The sequence below is a fragment of the Gordonia sp. SID5947 genome, from assembly GCF_009862785.1.
Lineage (GTDB): Bacteria > Actinomycetota > Actinomycetes > Mycobacteriales > Mycobacteriaceae > Gordonia.
Map to the genome: position 1 here is coordinate 1636493 of NZ_WWHU01000001.1, position 25334 is coordinate 1661826.

General features: G+C 67.7%; 23 protein-coding genes and 1 riboswitch. Of the genes, 12 read left to right on the forward strand and 11 right to left on the reverse strand.

The window, feature by feature from the left end; genetic code table 11:
* Positions 1 to 21 precede the first annotated feature (21 nt).
* Genes GTV32_RS07555 through GTV32_RS07570 form a run of 4 tightly spaced genes read right to left on the reverse strand, consistent with a single transcriptional unit; the run spans position 22 to position 2933 of the window.
* Positions 22 to 1248 (reverse strand): acyl-CoA dehydrogenase family protein, encoded by a 1227-nt coding sequence (locus GTV32_RS07555; RefSeq protein WP_161059610.1) that lies wholly within the window; start codon positions 1246 to 1248, stop codon positions 22 to 24.
* A complete protein-coding gene (locus GTV32_RS07560; protein ID WP_161059611.1) occupies positions 1221 to 1844 on the reverse strand; it encodes a histidine phosphatase family protein in 624 nt (207 codons plus the stop codon). The genes GTV32_RS07555 and GTV32_RS07560 overlap by 28 nt, the downstream gene beginning before the upstream one ends.
* A gap of 9 nt (positions 1845 to 1853) precedes the next feature.
* The gene (locus tag GTV32_RS07565) at positions 1854 to 2681 is read right to left on the reverse strand and encodes a CbtA family protein (protein ID WP_161059612.1); all 828 of its coding nucleotides are present in this window, start codon (positions 2679 to 2681) and stop codon (positions 1854 to 1856) included.
* A gap of 27 nt (positions 2682 to 2708) precedes the next feature.
* Positions 2709 to 2933, reverse strand: coding sequence for a CbtB-domain containing protein (locus GTV32_RS07570; protein WP_161059613.1), 225 nt, complete (start codon positions 2931 to 2933; stop codon positions 2709 to 2711).
* A 107-nt stretch (positions 2934 to 3040) separates the two neighbouring features.
* A riboswitch (cobalamin riboswitch) is annotated at positions 3041 to 3118 on the reverse strand.
* Between the two features lie 63 nt (positions 3119 to 3181).
* Here GTV32_RS07570 and GTV32_RS07575 point away from each other — a divergent pair.
* Positions 3182 to 7798 carry an ATP-dependent helicase gene (locus GTV32_RS07575; RefSeq protein WP_161059614.1) on the forward strand — a complete coding sequence of 1539 codons (4617 nt, stop codon included), beginning with the start codon at positions 3182 to 3184 and terminating at the stop codon, positions 7796 to 7798.
* Positions 7791 to 8588 (forward strand): Fpg/Nei family DNA glycosylase, encoded by a 798-nt coding sequence (locus tag GTV32_RS07580; protein ID WP_161059615.1) that lies wholly within the window; start codon positions 7791 to 7793, stop codon positions 8586 to 8588. Before GTV32_RS07575 ends, GTV32_RS07580 begins: the two co-directional genes overlap by 8 nt.
* 46 nt (positions 8589 to 8634) lie before the next feature.
* On the opposite strand, the gene GTV32_RS07585 is transcribed toward GTV32_RS07580, so the two are convergent.
* Positions 8635 to 9057, reverse strand: coding sequence for a pyridoxamine 5'-phosphate oxidase family protein (locus GTV32_RS07585; protein ID WP_161059616.1), 423 nt, complete (start codon positions 9055 to 9057; stop codon positions 8635 to 8637).
* Between the two features lie 95 nt (positions 9058 to 9152).
* A complete protein-coding gene (locus GTV32_RS07590) occupies positions 9153 to 10895 on the reverse strand; it encodes a glycerol-3-phosphate dehydrogenase/oxidase (RefSeq protein WP_161059617.1) in 1743 nt (580 codons plus the stop codon).
* Positions 10896 to 10923: 28 nt separating this feature from the next.
* Between GTV32_RS07590 and glpK the strand changes: the two genes are divergently transcribed.
* A complete protein-coding gene (gene glpK / locus GTV32_RS07595) occupies positions 10924 to 12459 on the forward strand; it encodes a glycerol kinase GlpK (RefSeq protein WP_161059618.1) in 1536 nt (511 codons plus the stop codon).
* 13 nt (positions 12460 to 12472) lie between these two features.
* Here glpK and GTV32_RS07600 read toward each other — a convergent pair whose 3' ends face one another.
* Positions 12473 to 13351, reverse strand: coding sequence for an LLM class flavin-dependent oxidoreductase (locus tag GTV32_RS07600; protein WP_161059619.1), 879 nt, complete (start codon positions 13349 to 13351; stop codon positions 12473 to 12475).
* A 152-nt stretch (positions 13352 to 13503) separates the two neighbouring features.
* Here GTV32_RS07600 and GTV32_RS07605 point away from each other — a divergent pair, with 152 nt between their 5' ends.
* A complete protein-coding gene (locus tag GTV32_RS07605; RefSeq protein WP_161062398.1) occupies positions 13504 to 14103 on the forward strand; it encodes a TetR/AcrR family transcriptional regulator in 600 nt (199 codons plus the stop codon).
* Between the two features lie 13 nt (positions 14104 to 14116).
* On the opposite strand, the gene GTV32_RS07610 is transcribed toward GTV32_RS07605, so the two are convergent.
* Complete coding sequence (locus GTV32_RS07610) at positions 14117 to 15520, reverse strand: NAD(P)H-quinone dehydrogenase (RefSeq protein ID WP_161059620.1); 1404 nt, start codon at positions 15518 to 15520, stop codon at positions 14117 to 14119.
* A 165-nt stretch (positions 15521 to 15685) separates the two neighbouring features.
* Here GTV32_RS07610 and GTV32_RS07615 point away from each other — a divergent pair, with 165 nt between their 5' ends.
* Entirely contained in the window at positions 15686 to 16168 is a 483-nt protein-coding gene (locus GTV32_RS07615; protein ID WP_161059621.1) for a gamma-glutamylcyclotransferase, read from the forward strand.
* A 28-nt stretch (positions 16169 to 16196) separates the two neighbouring features.
* Here GTV32_RS07615 and GTV32_RS07620 read toward each other — a convergent pair whose 3' ends face one another.
* A complete protein-coding gene (locus GTV32_RS07620; RefSeq protein WP_343287437.1) occupies positions 16197 to 17357 on the reverse strand; it encodes an amidohydrolase in 1161 nt (386 codons plus the stop codon).
* 39 nt (positions 17358 to 17396) lie between these two features.
* A complete protein-coding gene (locus GTV32_RS07625; RefSeq protein WP_161059623.1) occupies positions 17397 to 18095 on the reverse strand; it encodes an enoyl-CoA hydratase/isomerase family protein in 699 nt (232 codons plus the stop codon).
* A gap of 36 nt (positions 18096 to 18131) precedes the next feature.
* Between GTV32_RS07625 and GTV32_RS07630 the strand changes: the two genes are divergently transcribed.
* The 4 genes from GTV32_RS07630 to GTV32_RS07645 are packed head-to-tail and all read left to right on the forward strand — an operon-like array spanning position 18132 to position 21922.
* Complete coding sequence (locus GTV32_RS07630; RefSeq protein ID WP_161059624.1) at positions 18132 to 18935, forward strand: purine-nucleoside phosphorylase; 804 nt, start codon at positions 18132 to 18134, stop codon at positions 18933 to 18935.
* 7 nt (positions 18936 to 18942) lie between these two features.
* The gene (locus GTV32_RS07635; protein WP_161059625.1) at positions 18943 to 20565 is read left to right on the forward strand and encodes a phospho-sugar mutase; all 1623 of its coding nucleotides are present in this window, start codon (positions 18943 to 18945) and stop codon (positions 20563 to 20565) included.
* Positions 20562 to 21125 (forward strand): hypothetical protein, encoded by a 564-nt coding sequence (locus GTV32_RS07640; protein ID WP_161059626.1) that lies wholly within the window; start codon positions 20562 to 20564, stop codon positions 21123 to 21125. Before GTV32_RS07635 ends, GTV32_RS07640 begins: the two co-directional genes overlap by 4 nt.
* A gap of 5 nt (positions 21126 to 21130) precedes the next feature.
* Positions 21131 to 21922: an ATP-binding cassette domain-containing protein gene (locus tag GTV32_RS07645; protein ID WP_343287246.1), complete on the forward strand. Its 792-nt coding sequence runs from the start codon at positions 21131 to 21133 to the stop codon at positions 21920 to 21922.
* Between the two features lie 17 nt (positions 21923 to 21939).
* Here the strand turns inward: GTV32_RS07645 and upp are convergent, their stop codons facing one another.
* A complete protein-coding gene (gene upp, locus GTV32_RS07650) occupies positions 21940 to 22563 on the reverse strand; it encodes a uracil phosphoribosyltransferase (protein ID WP_161059628.1) in 624 nt (207 codons plus the stop codon).
* Positions 22564 to 22614: 51 nt separating this feature from the next.
* On the opposite strand from upp, the gene GTV32_RS07655 reads away from it, so the two are divergent.
* The 3 genes from GTV32_RS07655 to GTV32_RS07665 all read left to right on the forward strand — a co-directional run bounded on the left by GTV32_RS07655 (position 22615) and on the right by GTV32_RS07665 (position 25264).
* Positions 22615 to 22956 (forward strand): type VII secretion target, encoded by a 342-nt coding sequence (locus GTV32_RS07655; RefSeq protein WP_161059629.1) that lies wholly within the window; start codon positions 22615 to 22617, stop codon positions 22954 to 22956.
* Positions 22956 to 23891: a C40 family peptidase gene (locus tag GTV32_RS07660; protein ID WP_161059630.1), complete on the forward strand. Its 936-nt coding sequence runs from the start codon at positions 22956 to 22958 to the stop codon at positions 23889 to 23891. Before GTV32_RS07655 ends, GTV32_RS07660 begins: the two co-directional genes overlap by 1 nt.
* 86 nt (positions 23892 to 23977) lie before the next feature.
* The gene (locus tag GTV32_RS07665; RefSeq protein ID WP_161059631.1) at positions 23978 to 25264 is read left to right on the forward strand and encodes a primosomal protein; all 1287 of its coding nucleotides are present in this window, start codon (positions 23978 to 23980) and stop codon (positions 25262 to 25264) included.
* Positions 25265 to 25334: the final 70 nt, after the last annotated feature.

Below are 25334 nucleotides of genomic sequence, written 5' to 3' on the forward strand. Positions count from 1 at the left end.
GGGATCGATCCGCCGACACGATCAGGCGCGCAGCAACCCCTTGGCCACGTGGGTGACCTGGATCTCGTTGCTGCCGGCATAGATCATCAACGACTTCGCATCGCGCGCAAGCTGTTCCACCCGGTATTCGGCCATGTAACCGTTGCCGCCGAACAGCTGGACCGCCTCCATCGCGACCTCGGTCGCGGCCCGCGACGAGTAGAGCTTCATCGCCGACGCCTCCGCGAGGGTCGGCGGCTTGCCTGCCTGCGTCCGCTCGATCGCGTTGAACAGCATGTTCTGCACATTGATCCGCGCGACCTCCATCTCGGCGAGCTTGAGCTGGATGAGCTGGAATCCGCCGATCTCCTGGCCCCACAGCTTGCGGTTCTTGGCGTAGTCGAGAGACAGACGCTGGCATTCGTTGATGATGCCCAGCGACAGTGCCGCGATCCCGACGCGTTCCGCGGTGAAACCGGCCTTCGCACCTTCACCGCCGCGCGTGTCCGAACCGGTGTCCTCGGTCTCGCCGAGCAGCCGGTCCTTGCCGAGCCGCACGTTGTCGAAGAACAGTTCACCGGTGGGCGAGCTCATCATGCCCATCTTCTTGAATGCCTTGCCCTGGGTCAGGCCCGGCATCCCCTTGTCCAGCACGAAGGACAGCACCTTGCGATCACGGATCGGGGTGTCGCTGCCGTCGTCGAGCTTGGCGAACACCACGATGGTGTCGGCGTGGGGACCGTTGGTGATGAAGGTCTTCTGCCCCTTGAGGATGTAGTCGTCACCGTCGCGCTTGACGGTGGTCTTCATGCCGCCGAGGGCATCGGAACCCGAGTCGGGTTCGGTGATCGCCCATGCGCCGACCTTCTCCATCGTCACCAGCTCCGGCAGCCACCGCTTCTTCTGCGCGAGCGTGCCCTTGCTGCGGATGGTCGACGCGGTCAGGCCCATGCTCACACCCATCGACCCGACGAGCCCCAGGCAGACCCCGGCGAGTTCGATGTTGAGGATCATGAACGTCGAGCTCGACATGTTCCCGCCACCGCCACCGGACGGCTTCTTCTCCCCGTTCGCCTCGGCCTCGAGCTCCTTCTCCAGGGCCTCTTTCGCCATCGCGTCGACCCCGAAGGTCGACAACAGCTTGCGGGTGATGTCATACGGCGGCAGCTGACCGGTCTCGAGCTCGTCGATGTGCGGCTTGATCTCCTTGTCGATGAACGCGCGCAACGCCTCTCGCACCATCACGTCTTCTTCGGACCACTCGAACATCGCCGTACTCTCCCCACGATCAGAACATGTTTCAGTTTCTTTCTGAACACTGTGTCAGGACTCATAGCGGAAGTAAAGGGACACTCTGGCGATCCTGTGTCATCGCCCGCCGGGGAGTTCGTAGAGGGTCGCGGGCGGACCTCGACCGCGAAGTAACGGGCGGCGTCGTCGGCCAACAGCGCCTGCGCCACCGGCATCGAGACCACGCACACATCCGGAGCCGGTTCGGCATCCGCACGCCAGCGGTGTATGCGTTCGACGAAGCTCGCGATCGACTCACCACCATGAGGGCATGCCGACGGGTCCGTGAACCAGGCCCGCAACTGCTCCGGTTCGATCTCCTCGGGTGCCAGCCCAGACCACGCACCGAAGTCCGGCGACGCGAGCCGGGCGTCGACGACGTGATCGGCGGCCAACAGCGCACACGATTCACGTGTCGCTCTCTCGGGCCCACAGATCACCACAACACCGGCGGGGTCGACTGCCGCCGCGGCAAGTGCGCTCATGTCGCGGTGACCACGCTCGTCCAGGGACAGGTCACCGCCGAACCGCAACGATCGGTTGGGACCGGTGCGGCCGGCGGTGATGACGAACAACGCGGCGGCTCAGCGCTGTTCGGTGACGACCTCGTCGCCGGCCCGGACGCCGGCGGCCCGGGACGGGCGTGCGAGCCGTCCGAGGATCAGCGCGAACACCACGGTCAGCACCGACCACAGGACGACCTGATCGGCGATCGTGTAGATCCGGAAATCGGCGATCACGTCGCCCGGAAAGCCCGGGAACGTCAGCTGTCCGGCGTCGTCGGTGACCGGGCCGGGAACCTCGTGGAATTCCGGTAGCAGGGCGATCGTGATCCCCACGGCCACGAGGTAGCCCACCGCGGCGGCGACCGCCGAGCGCAGCCCGCCGAGCCGTGGACGCAGCCACAGTGCGAACACCACCGCGGCGATCGCGAACGCCAGCGACAGCAACGTGATCGTGAGGAACGCACCGCTGCGCGCACCGATGGTGTCGTCGTCGCCGACGGCGGGTGGGTTGGCGGGGTAGGCGAAGAACGGGACACCGAACACCGCGACGAACCCGATCAGCCCGAGCGCCGCGGCCACCATACGTGGGTCGGTACCCGGGTGATGGCGTCCGAGGTACGCCCACAGGATGGTGAACGCGACCGCGAAGAACGCACCCATGCAGACCGCGAACACGACGGTGCCGACACCGGCACCGACGTTCTCCTGGATCGAACGGGCGAAGACCTCTCCGTGCTCATGTGCACCGTGCTCCCCCGCGACCATCTCTTCGGCGTGCGAGCGTCCCTCTTCGTAATCGATCGCCTCGGCCACCTGCGGCTCGATGAACAGCCGGGCGAACACGAACGCGACAATGCCGGCGATCAGGCCCGACAGCAGGCCTGCGCCGATGAATCTCTTCTCCATGTGTGGTTGTCTCCCCTGCTCTGGTGCTCAGTGGCAGGGGAAGCCGAGGAAGTGCCGGGCGTCGTGCACGAACTCGTGCACGTGGGTGTCGGAACCGAACACCGACACGGCGCCCTGGTCGTAGCCGAGGAAGTAGTAGGCGAGACCGGCGAGGAGCACGGTCAGGCTGAGCCACAGCGCGGCGCTCGCCACCGAGAGATCCGGTACGGCCAGCGATCGGGCCTTGGTTGTCGTCTGCGTCGAGGCAGTCATACGGGTGGTCCTTTCCCAGGGATTTCGCGTCCCACGTCGTTGTCCCAATCGGTCCTGTCCCAAACGGGTTGTCCCGATCGGGTTGTCGAAACGAACCACCAGCGCCCGGCATTCTGGCTCTCCCCGCACGGCTGGCGAGCCGGGATCACAGCGGCGCGACCGCTCCGGATTCTCACCGGATTCCCCGCGCACTGGTGTGAGGAGACTGTATACCCGGTCCTGTCGGTGACGTGAGGGATGATGGCAATGTGCCCCGAAAGGCCTCCGTACTCGACCGCTTCACCGCCCCGACCCGGCGGTGGTTCACGGGTGCCTTCGAGGAGCCGACAGCGGCGCAGTCGGGTGCCTGGTCATCCATCGCAGACGGTCACAACACGCTGGTCATCGCACCGACCGGGTCGGGCAAGACACTCTCGGCCTTCCTGTGGGCACTGGACCGTCTGGCCGCGGAGCGCGATCGCAGGCACGGCACACGCGTCGTGTACATCTCGCCACTGAAGGCGCTCGCGGTCGACGTCGAGCGCAATCTGCGAGCACCGCTCACCGGCATCACCCGCGCAGCCCAGGAACTCGATCTGCCCGAACCCGCCATCACCGTAGGGGTCCGATCGGGCGACACGCCCCCCGCTCAGCGCCGATCGCTGGTCAAGACGCCGCCGGACATCCTCATCACCACACCGGAATCGCTCTACCTCATGCTCACGTCGGCGGCCCGCGAGACGTTGAGGGACGTCGAGGCGGTGATCGTCGACGAGGTCCATGCCGTCGCGGCCACCAAGCGCGGGACGCATCTCGCGCTCACCCTCGAACGCCTCGACGAACTGCTCGACACGCCTGCTCAGCGGATCGGGCTGTCGGCGACGGTCCGGCCCCCCGACGTGGTCGCCGGTTTTCTCAGCGGTGCGGCCCCGTGCCGGGTGGTGAAACCCGCCGCCACCAAGACCTTCGATCTGCGTGTCGACGTCCCCGTCGAGGACATGGCGAACATCCCCGCTCCCGAGACCTCCGACGAACTCGACGATGCGTTCTCGCCGACCGCCGGTTCGCTGTGGCCATATGTGGAGACATCGATCGTCGACCTGATCGAGAAGAATCGGGCCACGATCGTCTTCGCCAACTCGCGACGGCTGGCCGAGCGCCTGACCGCCCGCCTCAACGAGATCCGCGCCGAGCGCACCGGCACCGCCGGCGGGCCACCACCGCCGAATCCGGGCGTCGCGGGGGGTGCCCCGGCGTTCATCATGGCCAGCGGGTCGAGTGCCGGGTCCGAGCCGACACTGGCGCGCGCCCACCACGGCTCGGTCAGCAAGGAGCAACGCGCGCAGATCGAGGACGACCTCAAGGCGGGGCGGCTCGCGTGTGTGGTGGCCACCAGTTCACTCGAACTCGGCATCGACATGGGCGCCGTCGACCTCGTCATCCAGGTCGAGGCTCCCCCTTCGGTGGCGAACGGGTTGCAGCGCATCGGTCGCGCCGGACATCAGGTCGGCGAGATCTCGCAGGGGGTGCTGTATCCGAAGCACCGCACCGATCTCATCCACTGCACGGTCACCGTGGAGCGGATGCTCGACGGTGCGATCGAGGAACTCCGGGTCCCACAGAATCCCCTCGACATCCTCGCGCAGCAGACGATCGCAGCCGCGGCCATCGACGATCTCGACGTCGATCACTGGTTCGACGTGGTCCGCCGCGCCGCGCCGTACCGTGAACTCGGGCGCCAGGTCTTCGACGCCACCCTCGACCTGATCGCTGGGAGATTCCCGTCGGACGAGTTCGCCGAGTTGCGTCCCCGGGTCACCTGGGACCGGGAGGCGGGCACCCTCGCCGGACGGCGGGGCGCACAGCGACTCGCTGTGACGTCGGGTGGTTCGATCCCCGACCGCGGCATGTTCGGCGTGTTCATGGTGGGTGAGAAATCCACGCGTGTCGGCGAACTGGACGAGGAGATGGTCTACGAGTCGCGCGTGGGCGACGTCTTCGCACTGGGAGCCACCAGTTGGCGGATCGAGGACATCACCCACGACCGCGTGCTCGTGTCTCCCGCCTACGGTCAGCCCGGCCGTCTCCCGTTCTGGATCGGGGACAGCATCGGTCGCCCTGCCGAACTCGGCGCCGCCATCGGCAAGTTCACCGGCGCCGTCGCCGATCCCGACACCCTGGTCGAGCACGCCGAGCGTCTGGGACTCACCGAATTCGCCCGGGACAACCTGGCCGCCCTGATCGCGGAGCAGCGTGAGGCAACCGGGCACCTGCCCACCGACCGCACTCTCGTCGTCGAACGCTTCCGCGACGAGTTGGGCGACTGGCGACTGATCCTGCACTCCCCGTACGGCTTACGCGTGCACGCTCCGTGGGCCAGCGCGATCTCGGCGCGCCTGCAGGAAACACTGGGTATCGAGGGGGCGACCACCGCATCCGACGACGGCATCATCGTGCGACTGCCCGACACCGACGACGATCCGCCGGGGACGGGGGTGTTCGTCATCGAACCGGACGACATCGAACAGCTCGTCACCGACGCCCTCGCCGATTCGTCGATGTTCGCCTCGCGCTTCCGCGAATGCGCCGCGCGCGCCCTCCTGCTCCCCAGACGCGACCCCGGCCGTCGCGCCCCGTTGTGGCAACAACGTCAGCGGAGTGCCCAGTTGCTCTCCGTCGCATCGAAGTTCCCCGACTTCCCGATCGTGTTGGAGGCGGTGCGCGAGTGCTTGCAGGACGTCTATGACCTGCCTGCCCTCGTCGATCTGCTCACCCGAATCCGGCAGCGTCGCATCCGGGTCGTCGAAACCGAGACGGCCAGTCCGTCGCCGTTCGCCGCGTCGATGCTGTTCGGTTACGTCGGCGCCTTCATGTACGCCGACGACGCGCCGCTGGCCGAGCGGCGCGCCGCGGCCCTCTCCTTGGACACCAGCCTGCTGGCGCAACTGCTGGGGCGCGTCGATCTCCGGGAACTTCTCGACCCGGCGGTGATCGCCGAGGTCACCACGCGGCTGCAGCGTCTGTCCCCCGACCGTCAGGCCCGCGACGCCGAGGATCTCGTCGATCTGCTGCGGTGGCTGGGCCCGCTGAGCACCGCGGAGGTCGCCGAACGCTACCGCGGCGACGCCTCGGCGCTCGATCATCTGACCGACCTTCACCGGACCGGCCAGATCATCTCCGTCAATCATGGTGGGCGGCCATTGTGGGCGGCGATCGACGACACCGCACGACTGCGTGACGCCCTGGGCGTGCCCGCGCCGATGGGGATCCCGGCCGCCTATCTCGAACCCGTACCCGACCCGGTCGGCGACCTGGTCGGTCGTTACGCACGCACCCACGGGCCGTTCACGGTCACCGAGGCCGCACAGGCGTTGGGGATGGCCGTGGCGGTGGTCCGTGACACGCTGATCCGGCTGGCCGCCGACCGGCGGGTGGTGGAAGGCGACTTCCTCCCGGACGTCGAGCCGGCCGGAGGCCACCGCGCCACGCAGTGGTGCCACGCCGACGTCCTCGGTCAGATCCGGCGTGGTTCCCTGGCGGCCAGCCGGGCCGAGGTGGCTCCGGTGGGAACCGACGTCCTGGCACGATTCCTGGCGTCATGGCAGCACGCGACGGCCGATGACCAGCTCAGCGGCGTCGACGGTGTGGCGACGGTCGTCGATCAGCTCGCCGGATACCCGCTCCCGGCGTCCGCGTGGGAGTCGCTGATCCTGCCTGCCCGGATCCGGGATTACCTGCCCGCCATGCTCGACGAACTTCTCAGCTCCGGCGAGGTGATCTGGTCCGGGCATGGCCGCATCGGCAATTCCGACGGATGGATCGCTCTGCACCCGGCAGACGTGGCGCCCCTGACATTGCCCCCGCCGGACGAGATCGACACCACTGCACTCCTCGCCGAGGTCGCTCGGGTCCTCGGTCCCGGCGGCGCCCTCCGGTTCGCCCAGGTCGCCGACGCCGTCGACGCCGAGAACTCGACCCCGGTCCCGGTTTCCGACGTGGAGGCCGCACTGTGGGATCTCGTCTGGGCAGGGCGGATCAGCAACGACTCGTTCGCGCCGGTACGCGCGATGATCCAGCCGAGACGCAGCGCGTCCGCGTCGAGATCGACACCCGCACACCGGTCACGCGGTCGTGCGCCGCGTCTGCGAGCCCAGCGTCGGTCGTCGCGCTATCTCGCAGAACACACCACCGGACGCACGGTCGCCCCGACCGCGGGTGGCCGGTGGTTCACCCTCGCCCGGCTCGATCCCGATCCGACGGTCGCGACCCAGGCGACCTGTGAGCAACTCCTGGCGCGTTACGGCGTCATCACCCGCGGCAGCGTCGCCGGTGAGGACATCGAGGGAGGATTTGCCCGGATCTACAAGGCCCTCACCGTGTTCGAAGACAACGGCCAGGTCCGGCGCGGTTACTACGTGGACGGCCTCGGCGGTGCCCAGTTCGCGTCGCCGGCCACCGTCGACGATCTACGGCGGCACGCCCTCGTCGACCGCCGCAGTGCGAGTCCCGCTCTCGTCCTGGCGTCGAACGACCCCGCCAACCCTTTCGGCGCCGCTCTGGAATGGCCCTCGTCCATCTCCGAGGAGGTCGGACACCGGCCCGGACGCAAGCCCGGCTCTCTCGTCGTCCTCGTCGACGGCTCTCTGGCCGTATTCGTCGAGCGGGGCGGCAAGACCCTGTTGACGTTCACCGAATCGGCGCCGGCGCTCGAGGCCGCCGCAGGCGCCCTCGCGACACTCGTGCGCTCAGGTCGCATGTCGCGGTTGATGATCGATCAGATCGATTCCCGGCCGGCGTTGCGGTCCGACTTCGCAAGTACCCTGGTGACCGCCGGTTTCGCGACCACCCCGCGCGGGCTCCGGATGCGCTACGGCCAGCATGCCTGAGGGTGACACCGTTTTCGCAACGGCCGAACGACTTCGAAAAGCACTGGCGGGCAGGCAATTGTCGTATACACAGTTCCGCGTCCCCCGGTTGGCCACCACAGATCTGTCCGGCCGCCGCGTCGTGTCGGTGCGATCGAGAGGTAAGCACCTCCTCATCGATGTCGAGGGTCCCGACGAGACTCGACCGGATGTGGGTGCGGTGAGCATCCATTCGCACCTCAAGATGGAAGGTGCCTGGCACGTACACCCGCTCGGCCGCCGGTGGCGGCGACCAGGTTTCCAGGCGCGCGTCGTGCTCCGGACCGACGTGGCCGAGGCGGTGGGCTTCGAGCTGGGCATCCTCGAGTTGTCGGCCGACCCGGACGCGGCGCTCGATCACCTCGGTCCCGACCTGCTCGCCGACGACTGGGATCCGGACGAAGCCATCCGTCGTATCCGCGAGTGTCCCGACGATCCGATCGGCGCCGTCTTACTCGACCAGCGTCTCCTGGCGGGCATCGGCAACGTCTATCGCAGTGAGATCTGCTTCCTGCGCGGCATGCTGCCGACACGGGCGGTGCGCGATGCCGATGTGCCCGCGACCGTCGATCTGAGCAGACGACTGCTCTGGGCCAACCGATCACGCACCGACCGCACGACCACCGGAAAGACAGCGCCCAACGCCCGACTGTGGGTATACGGCCGGCGCGGCCAATTGTGCCGTCGATGCCGAACGCCGATCGAGCGAGGTCATCTCGGCTCGATCGGCGATGATCGCGTGATCTACTACTGCCCAGGTTGTCAGACCTGAGACGATCGCGACGGCGGCCCCGGGACGTGCGGTACCCGCCCCCGATTCAGACCGGATACCGTTCCGGCTCAGGACCGAACAGAAAGCGCCTTCCGCTGATCTCGTCTACCGAGATCACGACGTAGTTGTACTTCACCGTGGGAGTCCACGGACGTAAGGGCAACTCATCTGCGGCGGCGATGTCATGTGTCGAAACCAACACGCGTGCAGCACCTTTTGCGACGATGCTCCAACCCCTCAGTGCGGTGTGGTCGTCGGCTTCGAAGGCGACGTTCTCGTTGACCGCGATCTCGGAGAGCTTGGTGCCCTCCCCTGTGCGGAAGACGATCCGCCCCTCACCGGCGTGGAAGTTGACCGGGAAGATGTCGGGTTGACCGTTGACGCTCACCGCGATCCGACCGAGTTCGACGGTCGCGAGAAGTTCCCAGGCCTCGTCGTCGGTGAGCACCTGCACGACATTCTCGACCATGATCCGTCCTTCTGTCACAGACGATCATGCCGCAGACGTACGCCGGCCGACAGTGCCAAAGGTCCCGACTTTCTCCTCCCTGCGACACCTCGGCTTCAGTCCGGCACCGGTACCGGCTCGAGGATCTCGGGTCGCGCTTCCGGTGCAGCGGCGCGCAAGGCGTCAGCGGAATCGTCGTCGGGCTGTTGCTGTGAAGCGATCTCGGCCTCGACGCGGGCGATGTAGGTGGCGACCTCGAAAGCCGTATCCTCATCCGACCAACCCAGGATCGGTGCGAGCAGATCGGCCACCTCCTGCGCGCAATCAACTCCGCGGTGCGGATACTCGATGGCGATCCGCGTCCGACGCGCCAGCACGTCCTCGAGGTGCAGAGCTGCCTCGTCGACTGCCGCATAGACGACCTCCACGCGCAGGTACTGCGGCGCCGCGGCGATCGGCCGCAACAGTGAGGGCTCTGCGTCGGCGTAGAACAGCACATCGTCGATGAGCGACCCGTAGCGGTTCAGGAGGCGCCGGATCCGATAAGGATGCAACCCGAATCGACGACCGAGGTGCTCGCACTGATTGATCAGCGCGAAATATCCGTCGGCGCCGAGCAACGGAACCCGTTCGGTGATCGACGGCGCGACCCGAGTGGGGATGAAGTCGGTGCAGGCGTCGACGGCATCGGCGGCCATCACCCGATAGGTCGTGTACTTGCCGCCGGCGATGGACACCAGCCCGGGCGCGACGATCGCCACCGCATGTTCGCGGGAGAGTTTCGATGTCTCGTCGTCCTCGCCGGCGAGCAACGGGCGCAGGCCGGCATACACGCCCTCGATGTCGCCGTGGGTGAGCTTGGTGACCAGCACCTCGTTGACCCGTTCGAGGATGTAGTCGATGTCGGCTCGGGTGGCGGCCGGATGGGCGAGATCGAGATTCCAGTCGGTGTCGGTGGTCCCGATGATCCAGTGTGTCTCCCACGGGATGACGAAGAGCACCGAATTGGTGGTACGGAGAATGATCGCGGTCTCGCTCACGATGCGATCCCGGGGCACCACGATGTGCACCCCCTTGGAGGCGCGAACCTTGAAGTGGCCCCGCTGTTTCGAGAGCGCCTGGACCTCGTCGGTCCAGACCCCCGCGGCATTGATCACGCAGTGCCCGCGCACTTCACCGATCTCTCCGGTCTCCGAATCGCGGATTCGCACTCCGAGGACACGATCTGCCTCCCGCAGGAATCCGACGACCTGGGTGGAGGTCCGTATCACCGCGCCGTAGTTGGCCGCGGTTCGTGCGACAGTGAGACTGTGGCGGGCATCGTCGACCACGGTGTCGTAGTACCGGATGCCGCCGATCAACGAGTTCCGCTTCAGGGCCGGCGCCACCCGCAGAGCCCCGGATCGCGTCACATGACTTTGTCCGGGAACAGATTTCGAACCGCCCATCTGGTCGTACAGGAAGATTCCCGCGCCCACATACGGCCGTTCCCACACCCGGCGGGTCAGCGGGTAGAGGAACGGCAATGGCTTCACCAGATGCGGCGCGAGGAGCCGCAGCGACAGCTCTCGTTCCCGAAGCGCTTCACGCACAAGGCCGAACTCGAGTTGTTCGAGGTACCGGAGGCCGCCGTGGAACATCTTCGACGACCGACTCGACGTGCCCGAAGCGATGTCACGGGCTTCGACCAGGGCGACGCGAAGGCCCCGGGTCGCAGCGTCGAGTGCCGCCCCCACCCCGACCACCCCGCCCCCGATGACGACGAGATCGAACTGTTCACTGGTCAGTCGGCGCCATGCCTCGACCCGGTAGAGCGGACCCATATCCGCAGGTCGATCTGGGTTGAACTCGGTGTTCATGCTTGCCCAGCCTAATTCATCTCGTGCGATGCCACCGCGTGCGACACTGTCCGTCGTGGGTAGTGCAAGCACATACGTCGCCGCCATCGACCAGGGCACCACGTCCACCCGGGCGATGATCTTCGACCGGCAGGGCCGCGTGATCAGTTCCGAGCAGATCGAACACGAGCAGGTGTTCCCGCAGGCAGGTTGGGTCGAACACGACGCCGCCGAGATCTGGCGCAACACCCGTCGCGTGGCCGCCGCCGCACTGGCGTCGGCGGATCTGAAACATGGCGACATCGCGGCCTGCGGACTGACCAACCAACGTGAGACAACTCTCATCTGGGACCGGGAGACCGGCGAGCCGATTCACCACGCCATCGTCTGGCAGGACACCCGTACCAATGATCTCTGCGGAACGCTGGCAGGCGACGCCGGCATGGATCGTTACCGCGACCGCACCGGACTGCCGCTGTCGACATACTTCGCCGGACCGAAGGTGCGGTGGCTGCTCGATCATGTCGACGGCGCCCGTCGGCGCGCAGAAGCAGGTGAACTGTGCTTCGGCACAATGGATTCGTGGATCACGTGGAACATGACCGGCGGGCGTGACGGCGGGCTGCACATCACCGACGTCACCAACGCGTCGCGGACGATGTTGATGGATCTGCGCACCCTGGCCTGGGACGAGGAGATCTGCGCCGAGATGGGCATCCCGATGTCCCTGTTGCCCGAGATCCGTAGTTCATCGGAGGTCTACGGCCCGCTGCGCGAACACGGTTCCCTGCCCGGCGTACCGTTGGCCGGCATCCTGGGCGATCAGCAGGCCGCCACGTTCGGACAGGCCTGCCTGAATCCCGGCGAGGCCAAGAACACCTACGGCACCGGCAATTTCCTCCTGCTCAACACCGGCACCGAACCGGTGTTCAGCAACCACGGGTTGCTCACCACGGTCTGCTATCGGATCGGCGACCAGGACGCACGTTATGCGCTCGAGGGCTCGATCGCCGTGACGGGATCGCTGGTGCAGTGGCTGCGCGACAATCTCGGTCTCATCGGCCACGCCCACGAGATCGAATCGCTCGCCGCGTCGGTGGAGGACAACGGTGGCGCCTACTTCGTGCCGGCGTTCTCCGGGCTGTTCGCGCCGCGCTGGCGCCCCGATGCCCGCGGGGTGATCGTCGGCCTGACGCGCTTCGTCAACAAAGGACATCTCGCGCGAGCCGCCTTGGAGGCCAGCGCCTTTCAGACCCGCGAGGTCATCGAAGCGATGCAGGCCGACTCCGGCGTCGAGCTCTCCACCCTCAAGGTCGACGGCGGGATGGTGGTCAACGACCTGCTGATGCAGTTCCAGGCCGACATCCTCGATGTCCCGGTGGTGCGGCCCGTGGTCAACGAGACCACCGCTCTCGGCGCCGCGTACGCCGCCGGACTGGCGGTCGGTTATTGGGAATCCGAGGACGAGATCCGCGCGAACTGGGCGCAGGACAAGCGCTGGGAGCCCCGGATGGCGGCCGACGACCGCGCCCGCCTGTACGACGGGTGGAATCGCGCGGTGGGCCACAGTTTCGACCTCGCCTGACCGAGGACATCGGTCACGCCACGGCGCTGATCAGTTCGTCGGCGACCCAGTGCGCCACGCGGTCCGGGTACGGGGACGGCAACATGAGGACGACATGTGAGAACCCTGCTTCGAGCGCCTCGATGATCTCGACGCGGGTCGCGTCGGGGCGGTCGTAGGAGACCGACAGGGCGATCGACCGGGTGACGGTCGCCGGATCGCGCCCGATCTCGACACAGAATCGGTCGACCAGCGCGCTGCGCTCGACGGCGTCCTCGATGTCACCGCCGGGGATGTTCCAGATGTCGGCGTGTTCGGCGACCACCCGCAGCGTCTGCGCCGACCGTCCCCCGATGACGATGGGCGGGTACGGGGTCTGGACCGGCTTCGGATTGCCGAACGCTCCCGTCAGATGCATGTGCTCACCATCGACCTCGAACGGTTCGTCCTCGCTCCACAGGCGCCGGATGACGGTGCACGCCTCGGACAGATTCGCCACGGCATGTGCCGCATCGTGATACGGCAGTCCGTGGGCGTCGTACTCCCGCCGGGCCTGCGGAACACTCGGCCGTGATCCGGCACCGATCCCGAAATCGAGGCGGCCGCCCGACACCACGTCGACCGTGGTCGCGATCTTGGCGAGCATCGCAGGAGGGCGGAATCTGTTGCTGCTCACCAAGATTCCCAGACGAAGCCGTTCGGTCTGCGCGGCCAGCGCCGAGAGAAGTGTCCACCCCTCGAAAATCGGGCCGTCCGGGTCGCCGCCGATCGGCATCAGGTGATCGAAGAGCCATGCGTGGTCGATCGCGGAGACCTGATCGGCCTCGCGCCACACACGCTGGATGTCGTCGTAGCCGACCTGCATCGGCGCGGTCATGATCCCGAAACTCGGGGATGTGGTGGTGGGAGCCATCGTGGCGCCTCCTCCGTTGTCGGTGTCGCCGCCGGACATCGGGGGATCTCGATGCCCGCGGCAACCTCTGGCATGATGACAGTCAATCGGAGCCGTGCTCCGGTTACGATACGGAACACTGCTCCGTTTATCAACGGTCGATGGGAGCCGACATGGGATCGACGCCGAGATCCGGGGGGTCCGAGCAAGGGCGGCGGGCGCCCTCACGGAAGCGTGCGGATGCCCGGCGCAACGAGCAGGCATTGCTCGAGGCGGCCGCCGCAGCCTTCGTCGAGTCCGGTGTGGAGGCGCCGGTACGCGAGATCGCCGATCGCGCCGGAGTCGGGATGGGCACGATCTATCGGCATTTCCCCACCCGGGCGGATCTTGTGATCGCGGTCTATCAGCACCAGGTCGAAGCCTGCGCGCACGCCGGACCCACCCTCATGGCGACCGCGACCAGTCCGTATCGCGCACTCACGGAATGGGTCGAACTCTTCGTCGACTTCCTGACCACCAAGCACGGCCTCGCCGCCGCCCTGCGCTCCGACATCGCACGTTTCCAGACCCTGCACACGTACTTCTTGGACCGGCTACTCCCCGTCTGTGGCGAGCTGCTCGATTCCGCCGCGGCCGCGGGCGAGATCCGCACCGACATCACCGCGCTCGAATTCCTTCGCGGCATCGGCAACCTGTGCATCGGCGGCGACGAGAACTACGATGCCCGCCGACTCGTCGCATTGCTCGTCGCGGGGCTTCACACCGCCCGCTGAACCTGGCCGAGACCTAGTCGAGGTCGTCGTGCCGAACGAGCTGGCGTGCGGCCTCGGTCACCGAACCCGTCAGCGACGGGTACACCGAGAACGTCTGCGCGAGATCGGAGACCATCAGTTTGTTCTGTACCGCCAACGCGATCGGGAGGATCAGTTCCGATGCGTTCGGCGCCACCACCACGCCGCCGATCACCACGCCGGTGGCCGGACGGCAGAAGATCTTCACGAAACCACGGCGCAGACCGCTCATCTTGGCGCGCGGATTGGTCGCCAGTGGGAGCATCACCGTCCGGGCCGGATACTCACCGGCGTCGATGGCCGTCTGCGAGACTCCGACTGTGGCGATCTCCGGACGCGTGAAGATCGCGGACGCAACGGTTTTGAGCTTGATGGGGCTGACCCCTTCGCCGAGCGAGTGGTACATGGCGATCCGTCCCTGCATGGCTGCCACGGACGCCAGCGGGAGCAGACCTGTGCAGTCGCCCGCGGCGTACACGCCGGGAACCGACGTGCGCGAGACCCGATCGACGGTGATGTAGCCGTTCCGATCGATCTCCACCCCTGCCCTGTCGAGGCCGAGATCGTTCGTGTTGGGGACCGAACCCACCGTCATCAGCACATGTGAGCCCGTGACCGTACGTCCATCGGCCAGATGCGCGGTGACCGAATCCCCATGCCGCTCAACCCTGTCCGCACGAGCGTGCTTGATCAGCTCGACGCCACGCTCGGCGAGGGCGTCCTCGAGCACCAGGGCAGCGTCCTCGTCCTCGCCCGGCAACACCCGGTCGCGACTGGACACCAGGGTCACCTTGACACCCAATTCGGTGTAGGCGTGCACGAACTCGGCGCCGGTCACACCCGAACCGATCACGACGAGGTGCTCGGGTAGTTCCTCCAGATCGTAGAGCTGACGCCAGTTGAGAATGCGTTCGCCGTCGGGACGGGCGTCGGGCAGCACGCGCGGCGAGGCGCCGGTCGCCACCAGGACAACGTCACCTTCGTAGCGCTGGGTCGATCCGTCGGCGAGAGTGGCGATCACACCATGGGTGGACACGCCCATCTGCCGTTCGTCGAGCTGCGCCCTACCGGAGACCAGCGTGACACCCTCGCTGATGAGCCGGGACCTGATGTCGGCGGACTGGGCGAACGCCAGATCCCGTACACGCTGATGGATCTGCGGCACGGTCACCAACGCGTCGTCGGTGCGGATGTTGATACCCAGGTCGACGGCGCGGCGCACCTCGGTGCGGATGCCGGTGGACGCGATGAAGGTCTTCGACGGCACACAGTCCCAGAGAACGCATGCTCCGCCGATGCCGTCGGAGTCGATCACGGTGATGTCGGCGCCGTAGGCGGCTGCGGCCAGCGCTGCCTCGTAACCCGCGGGTCCACCGCCGATGATCACGATCTTGGTCACTGTGAATCCTCTCCTCTTCCTGGGCCGACCGAGCTGATCCGGGCCGCCGTCACGCGCCCTGCACCCGATCTGTCGTGTTCCAACCTAGTCCCCGGCCCGTTTCACGGCGCGCGGTCGGGGAGCCTCGGCTTTCGCGGGGCGCGCCGACCATCTAGGCTTTCGCCCGTGCCGATTTACGCCGCCTACGGGTCGAACATGCATCCCGAGCAGATGGCCGAGCGTGCACCGCACTCGCCGATGTCGGGAACCGGGTGGCTGCACGGCTGGCGATTGACCTTCGGCGGCGAGGACATCGGCTGGGAGGGTTCGCTTGCGACCGTCACCGAGGACCGCGACGATTCCGACGCCAAGGTCTTCGTCGTCCTCTACGACGTGACCTCCGAGGACGAGGACAACCTCGATCGCTGGGAGGGATCCGAACTCGGTATCCACGTCAAGATCCGGGCGCGCGTCGACACCGCCGACGGGCCGGTGCTCGCCTGGCTCTATGTACTCGACGCCTACGAGGGCGGTCTCCCGTCGGCACGCTATCTCGGAGTGATGGCCGAGGCGGCGGAGATCGCCGGGGCGCCCGCCGAGTATGTGCAAGATCTCCGTCTGCGCGAATCGCGCAACGTCGGGCCCGGGCCGGGACCGGTCGAACCGTAGAGCCTGTCGAGCCCGGCCACCTGGTCGGTCAGGCGCCGAGCGCGATGCCGGCAAGGGTCCGCACACCGATTTCCAGCGCACGCTCGTCGAGGACGAAGTTGGGCTGATGAAGGTCACCGTGCGGGCCGATCCCATCCCACACACCGAGGCGGCCCATCGCGCCCGGCACGTGTTCGAGATACCACGAGAAGTCTTCACCGCCGGGCGATTGCGGGGTCTCCGCGACCGCGTTGGGTCCGATCGCGGCGACGGCCGTCCGCATCATCTCGACGGCGACCTCGTCGTTCACCACCGGCGGGACCCCGCGGAAGTACGACAGGTCATATCGCACCCCGAGCGGCGCGAGCAGTTCACCGATCACGCTGCGGACCAGGGGTTCGAGTTCGGCCCAGGTCGAGTGGTCGCCGGTGCGCACGGTGCCACGCAGCCGCCCTTCCTGCGGGATCGCATTCGGCGCGTTCCCGGCATGCGCGGCGCCCCAGACCATCACGGTTCCCGATCTCGGGTCGATGCGGCGGGAGAGGATCCCCGGCAGACCGGTGATCACCGTGCCCATCGCGTACACCAGGTCGCCGGTGAGGTGCGGGCGCGATGTGTGCCCGCCGGCCGAATGCAGCTGCAGGTCGATGTGATCGGCCGCCGAGGTGAGCGCACCCGACCGCAACCCCACCGCTCCGACCGGGAGTTTCGGGTCGCAGTGCAGCGCGAAGATCCGGCTGACCCCGTTCATCACGCCTGCGGCGACGGCATCGAGAGCGCCGCCGGGCATGACCTCCTCGGCCGGCTGGAAGATCAGCCGTACGCCCACCGGCAGCGCGTCCACGGAAGCCAGCAACTTGGCGACGCCGATGAGGATGGCGGTGTGGGCGTCGTGCCCGCACGCGTGCGAGACCCCTTCGACGGTGGAGCTGAACGGGAGCCCGGTGTGTTCGGTGATCGGCAGGGCATCCAGGTCTGCGCGCAAGGCGAGCCGCGGCTGGTCGGTACGTCCGAGATCGCACACCACCCCGGTGCCCAGCGGTAACCGACGCGGCTGCAGACCGGCCGCGGTCAGCTCGGCCATCACGAGTTCGGTGGTGTTGATCTCCTGCCGCGAGAGTTCGGGCTGCGCATGGATGTGGCGACGCCACGCCACCACATCCTGACCGTGCGCCGTCCACCACGCACCGATCAGGTCACGCGGCGCCACCGATTGGGTTTCGGTCTCACTCACGCCCATGCCCACCCCTCACAGCAGGGACGCCGGCGTCGGGATCTCGAGGTCGGAGATCAGCGGCAATCGCAGACCACGCTTGATCGCGCCGAGATTGGGACCTGCCAGCGGCGCCCGTTCGGCGACGAGCTCCCGTGCCCTGCCGACCAGGCGGTCGACGTCGACCGCCTCATCGACGATCCCGGCACGCACGGCGTCGTCGCCGCCGTATCGATTGGATGTCAGCATTGCCTCGGTGGCCGTGGCATCGGTGAGGCGGGTGCGGATGAGCGTGCTCATGCCGCGCGTGAACGGCATCCCGAGCGCAGCCTCGGGCAGTGACCAGAATCCCCGCTCGGTCCTCATCACGCGGATGTCGGCACACAAGGCCAGCATCGCCCCGGCGCCGAAGGCATGCCCGTTGACCGCGGCGGCGGTCGGCACGGGCAGGGTGAGGAGCTTGACGTACAGCTCCTGGACACGATCGAGATAGCGTGGCAATCCGCTTGCGTTGGCCGCGATGTAGTCGGTGTCGAGACCGTTGCTGAAGAACTTGCCGGTGGCGGTGATGACAAGCGGTTTCGTCGGCTCCGCGGCAATCTGGTCGAGGAGGTCACCGACCGAGGCGAGCCACTCGAGCCGGAACCTGTTGTCCGGATTCGACTCGTCGAGTTCGACGCCCTCGGAGCCGAGATAGAGCTCGGTGACATCGCCTGCAGAACTGAGAAACGGCATGTAGCGACCTTATCGCCGCGCATTAGGGTAAGGGCCATGGACCCCACCGCCGATGCCGACGCCGCAGCCGTCGCCGCAGCCGCGACGATCGCCGCCGAGACCGACTGCGCCGCCCACGACGTCGCCGTCGTACTCGGCTCGGGCTGGGCCCCCGCGGCGGACGCCTTCGGCACCCCCGTGGCGAGCCTCCCGATGGCCTCACTGCCCGGCTTCACCCTGCCGAAAGCCGCAGGCCACAGCGGAATCATCCACTCGGTACAGGTCGGCGACCGCCGGGTGCTGATCCTGCTGGGCCGCATCCATGCCTACGAAGGACATCATCTCGCCCGCGTGGTTCATCCGGTCCGCACCGCGGCAGCGACCGGGGTACACACCATCGTGCTGACCAATGCCGCCGGCGGCCTCCGCGACGACATGAGAGTCGGACAGCCGGTCCTCATCAACGACCACCTCAACCTCACCGGCCGATCACCGCTGGTCGGCGCTCAGTTCGTCGACCTCGTCGACGCGTACGCACCGGATCTACGCGAGGTCGCCCGGCGCACCGACCCGTCACTCGCCGAAGGCGTGTACGCCGGCCTGCCGGGCCCCCACTACGAGACACCGGCGGAGATCCGCATGCTGCGCACCGTCGGCGCCGATCTGGTCGGCATGTCGACGGTCCACGAGACCATCGCGGCCCGCGCCGCCGGCCTGCACGTCCTGGCGATGTCGTTGGTCACCAACCTGGCGGCCGGCATGACCGGCGAACCGCTCAGTCACGCCGAGGTCCTCGAGGTCGGCCGCGCATCGGCCACCCGGATGGGCGAACTCCTCGCGTCGATCATCGCCGAGTTGTGAGTCCGCGATGTCGAACCTCGATCCTCGCGACTGGGTCGCCGCCGACCCCGATCCCCTGACCAGGGCCGAGCTGTCCAAACTGAACGCCGACCAGCTCCGCGAACGTTTCGCCGGCACACTCCATTTCGGCACCGCAGGCCTGCGTGGACCGGTACGTGCCGGTCCGGCCGGCATGAACGTCGCGGTGGTCACCCGCGCCACCCATGCCCTCGGACGTGCATTGAGCGCTGAGGGACTCGACGGGGCGACGGTGGTGGTGGGCCGGGATGCCCGTCACGGCTCTCCCGAGTTCGCCTCCGCGACAGCCGAAGTCCTCGCCGCACAGGGATTCGATGTGATTGCGCTGCCCGGCCCGACTCCCACGCCCCTGGTCGCGTTCGGCTGCCGCGACCTCGACGCCGCCGCCGCCGTGGCCATCACGGCATCCCACAACCCACCGACCGACAACGGCTACAAGGTCTATCTGACCGGCGGAGCCCAGCTGGTGCCGCCGGCGGACCGCCGGATCGAGCAACTGATCGAGACGGCACCTGCGGCCGACGCGATAGCCAGGCGACGGGTCTCGCGCGATCACCGCGCCGACGCCAACGCCGAGAGGTACCTCGACCGGCTCGTGACGCGATTCGGTCGGGTGCACAGATCGCCGGTGCGGATCGCGCTCACCGCCATGCACGGGGTGGGCGGCTCCCTCGCACTGGCGGCACTGCGACGCGCCGGGTTTGCCGACCTACACGTCGTGCCCGAGCAGTTCGCCCCCGACCCCGACTTCCCGACCGTCCGGTTCCCGAACCCCGAAGAGCCCGGCGCCTCCGACCGGGTCCTGGCGTTGGCCGAACGCGTCGACGCGGACCTCGTGATCGCACTCGACCCGGATGCCGACCGATGTGCGATCGGCACCCGGGTACACGGCACGTGGCGCATGCTGACCGGCGACGAGACGGGGGCGCTGCTCGGCGGGTACCTGCTGGCCGGCACGGAACTCACCGAGCCCGTCGTGGCCAGCACCATCGTCTCCGGCTCCATGCTGCAATCCGTGGCCGCCGCCGCCGGCGCCCACCACGTGCGGACCCTCACCGGGTTCAAATGGCTTGTGCGCGCAGGAGAACCACTCCTCTACGCCTATGAGGAAGCCATCGGGCACTGCGTGGACCCGGACGCGGTCCGCGACAAGGACGGCATCGCCGCGGCCGTGGTGGCCGCCATGCTCACCGACCGACGACTCACGATGGGTTCGGACCTGTCTGCCGCCCTCGACGAACTCTCGCTCGCCCACGGCGTCCACGTCACCGCTCAACGGTCGATCCGCGTCACCGACGTCGATCAGATCACCGATCTCATGTCGGCACTGCGAACCTCGCCGCCCCGCGCACCTGCCGGGATTCCGGTCGACCTCGACGACTTCGCCACCCGCGACGACGGACTTCGCACCGACGCGGTGCAGCTGACCGGGCGCACCGCCGACGGAGTGTCCCTCCGGGTGATCGCTCGCCCCTCGGGGACCGAACCGAAGCTCAAGTACTACCTCGAGGTCATCGCTCCCCCCGGACGCGCCGATGTCACGCGGACATCTGAACAGCTGTACGAGCTCGTCGGGCGGGTGGCGGCGGAACTCCCCGGAGGGGAACCATGAGCCGACCGACGACACCGCCGAAGGATCGCTCCCCGTGGGCGGCGCCGATCGTGATCATCGGGGCCGGGGTGCTGATCGTCGTCGCGGCCGCGCTTGCCGCATTGCTGCTGTTCGACGACGACACCGCACCGCCCCCGTCCTCGGCGTCATCGACCGCGTCCACCAGCCGGACGATCGTGACCAGCACCGTCACCGACATCGCCACCTCGACGGCAACCGTCACCACCGGGCGAACGGTGCCCACCGTGCCGGGCACCGACTGGCAGGGATTCCCGGACGGCCCGCGCTGCAACGGATCCGATGACCCAGCCGTGATGATCGGCGAGACGGCCCGCTCCCGCATCGTGATCTGCCAGGTCGGCGCTCAGACCGGGCGGCTGTACTACAAGGGTTCTGCCGACAGCCGAAGTGTCGAGATCGATCACCCACGACGGACCGGAGACACCTTCCGGGTCACCAACGACGGTGTGACATATGTCATCTCACCCGATGCCCTGGTCATCAGCCACGGGCATGAGACGGTCGCCGACGAACCGATGCTCGCCCACTGGCTACGGTGATGGTCGTGCACACGGCAACCCGTCCAGTCCTCGACGCCTCGAACCTCGACGTGATCCGCGGCGGCCGTCCACTGCTCCGAGATGTGAACCTGCGGGTCGAGCCAGGCGAGCACTGGGCCCTTCTCGGCCCCAACGGTGCCGGCAAGTCCACGTTGATGGCGCTTCTCGGCGCTCGCGGCCACCCGACCGATGGCACGGTGGACGTGCTGGGCAAACGACTCGGGCGCGTGGACATGCGCGAACTACGCACGCATATCGGTCATGTCGATCCGCGCTGGCGGATCGACATCCCCCTCACCGCCCACGAGGTGGTGCTCACCGGACTGACGAACACGCCAGAACTCGACCGGCGACACCGGTACACCGACGACGAACACCGCCACGCCGACGAACTGCTCGAACTCCTCGGGATGACCCGGCGCCGCGACTCGCAGTGGCCGGTGATGAGTCAGGGCGAGCGCGGGCGCACGCTGATCGCGCGCGCCCTCATGCCCCGCCCGGCCTTGCTCCTACTCGACGAGCCGGCAACCGGCCTCGATCTCGCCGCGCGAGAAAAGCTGCTCACCGGCATCGACCAATTGCGTTCGGAGGTGCCCGAACTGGCCAGTGTGCTGGTGACCCACCACCTCGAGGATCTGCCCACCAGCACGAGCCACGCGATGCTGTTGCGCGACGGCGAGGTGGTCGCGTCCGGTGCGGTGGACGACGCGCTCACGTCGACGACGATCAGCATCTGCTTCGACCACGATGTGGTGGTCCGGCGCGACGGCGGCCGGTGGGCGGCCGTCGCCGCCTGAGGCGGGCAGGTCCCGGGTCAGCGCGGACCGAACTGACGGTCGCCCGCGTCGCCGAGACCCGGCACGATGTAGGACACCTCGTCGAGTCCTTCGTCGACGGCTGCCACCACCAGGCGCACCGGATGCCCGGAGGTCTCCAGCGCCGCCACTCCTTCCGGCGCCGCGACGACGCAGACCGCGGTGATGTCGGCGGCCTGCCGAGCCACCAGGAGATCGATGGTGTGCAACATCGAACCTCCCGTGGCGAGCATGGGATCCAGGACGAACACGGGAAGCCCGGAGAGATCGTCGGGCAGCGACTCGAGGTACGGGATGGGTTGTGCGGTGGTCTCGTCGCGCGCGACCCCGACGAACCCGACATGGGATTCCGGCACCATCGCGTGGGCCTGTTCCACCATCCCGAGCCCCGCCCGCAGCACCGGAACGAGAAGGGGCGGGGTGGCCAGCCGCGAACCGGCGAACGCGGTCAGTGGCGTCTCGATGGGCACATCTTCGGTCGGGGCCCCCGCCAGCGCCTCGTAGACCAGCATCTGCGTCAGATCCGACAGTGCGGCCCGGAAACGGGCGTTGTCGGTGGTCTTGTCGCGCATGGTCGTCAACCGTGCGGCCGCGAGGGGGTGATCGACGATCTGTACCTGCATGACTCACACCTTAAGTGGAACCGGACCCACCGGCGGGACGTCAGATCACACATGACAGAGGTAACCGTCCAGCCCGACTCACTGACCGAGTACGCGCGCGGGCAACGTTCCGCCGCAGCCGAGATCCGATCGCACACGGCGCGCCAACGCGGTGAGGTCGGCGAGCTCACCATGACCTTCGGCGTCATCGGCGCAGAGTTCCTCGCCGCGACCGCCTACGTCCTGGACTCCCGGGCGCGCAGCCTCGACGGGGCCGCGAGGAGGCACCAGATGCAGGGTGAACACACCCGCGACGCATGCTCCCGCTACACCGACGCCGACCACCGCAATGCCGCGGCCGTGACGTCGACGGCGGCGCCGTCGACCGCCACCGACAGGGAGCTGCGACTCTGATGCTGACCGTCGACATACTCATCGCGCCGCTACGGATCATGATCACCGCACTCGGCACGGGGGTGCTGCCGCCCGGCAACCCGGCCGAGAGGCTCCGGACCACCACCGCGCAACTCGAACAGATCCGCCAGACGTCGACGGCTTCGACGGAGCAGGTCTCGCAGTCGTGGCAGGGCCCGGGCGCCACCAGCGCCGTGGCCGCGGCAGGCCGAACCGCTCGCGTGATGGCGAACGTCGCCGGCGACAGCGTCGAGATCGCGGCGCTGATCGAAAGTGCGGGCATGAAGGTCAAGACCGCCGCCGATCATCTCAACGCGCTCGTCGAATCCTTCCAGCGTGCGGCGCAGGCCCTCGGGCCCACTCTGTTCACCCCGCAGGGGGTGGCGGCGATTCTTCCGGTCGCGCTCGATCACGTGGGCCGCGGGCTGCAGATCGTGTCACGCACGCAAGCCGAACTGGCATCGGACACCCACCGGATGACCTCGATCGGACGCCACACCGCACCGGCGGAGGCCGCAGGCCCGGCGTCCGCGTCCACCGCGGACGGCATCCCGATCACGCTGCCTGACGGTTCCACCGCCTACGCACCCGATGAGCGCGCCGCGGCCGCCGTCCGGGCGGCTCTGAGCCAGCGGGGCGTCCCGTATGTCTGGGGCGGCACCACGCCCGACGGTTTCGACTGCAGCGGGTTGACCCAGTGGTCGTACCGCCAGGCGGGCGTCGAGCTGCCGCGACTCGCGCAGGATCAGGACACCGCCGGTATACCTGTCAGCCAGTCGCAGCTGCGACCCGGCGATCTCGCAGTCTGGGATGGGCACGTCGCGATGTATGTGGGCAACGATCAACTCGTGGAGGCCGGGGATCCGGTTCAGGTGTCGCCGTTGCGCACCACCAACGCCGGTCAGGGCTTCCAAGGCTTCTTCCGTCCGCGGTGACGACGCATGCGCAACGACCGTCGTTCACCGACCGGTCGCGGGGGCGCCACCCGAGTTCACAGGTCGGATCGCTACGCTGTGTCCTCATGGCCGGAGACATCGTCCCCATCGAGCTCGGACTCACCGACGGAAACACCTTCACCCTCTGGGCACCCCGGTGGCGAGAGGGTGACGACGAGTGGGAGGCCTTCCTCGGACTCGACGAGGATCTGTACGGTTTCCCGGGCGTCGCAGAGCTGGCCGCGTTCATCCGCGCCGGCACCGACAACGATCTCGCCGACCATCCGGCGTGGTCGACCGTGGTCGGAGTGCAGGCCGACGAGTTGGTTCCCGACGACAAGCACTCCTACGACCTGGTCGGGGTGCCCGAACTCGCCGCAGAGGATCCCAGTCCCGAGGTCATCGCCGAACTCGAGGATGCGCTCGAGATCGTCCGGATCCTCGGTGAGGTCTGCGAACTGACGGTCATCACCAAGTTCTTCAACGGCAACCCGATCCTGGGCGCCGTCACCACCGGCACCCGCAACTTCGTCGGACGCGACGGCGTGGACCTGTGGGTCCGGATCGGCCGACTCATCGCGAAGCACTGGGATGACGTCATCGACGCGATCGACGACGTCATCAGCACCCCGGACGTCGACGCCGCGGCCGTCTCCACCGCCGAGGCCGAACTAGAGGCCGCCGCATCTGCCGAGGACGAGGACGAACCCGACGACGACGATCTCGAACTGGTCGACGGCGACACCGACGAGACGGACGACGACGCCGACGAGGATGTCGACGGTTCGGACGACGAGGACGAAGACGACGAGATCGACGAGGACGACTTCTGGGCCAACGTCGGCATCGATCCCATCCGGATCGTGACCGGTGACGGCGAATACCTTTCTCTGCGTTGCTATCTCGGTGACGACCCGGTGTTCCTAGGGGCCGACGGCAAGATCTTCGTGTTCACCTCCGCGCGGGCGCTGAGCCGATACCTGGCCGACGCGAGCGACCACGACCTCATCGAGCTGTCGACATTCGACGCGGTGCGCACCTCGGCCACCGACGGTTCGCTCGAGTTCGACGTCATCGACGACAACGTGTATGTGCTGCCCGGGCTGGTGGACGACATCGCTGACGGCCCGCGCCGGATCGACCGCAACCAGCTCGACCTCGCCGTCGAGCTCCTCACCGATGCAGCGGACTACGCCGACGACGATTCCGTCCACGAGGCTCTCGGCTCGACCACGCCGCTGGGCTGGTTCATCGACTACGCCGTCAACCCCGACCCGAAGCGCATGGCACCCAGCCCTCCGTTCGACAACGAATCCGAGGCTTGGCGCGCTCTGGTGCACGACTTCGAGGATCGCCTCGTCAAGAAGTCCTGACCCCCGCCAGGCGCCCGCTCCACCGCACCCAACCGCCGATCGAGTGGGTACCGAGCGCAGCGAGGCTGCC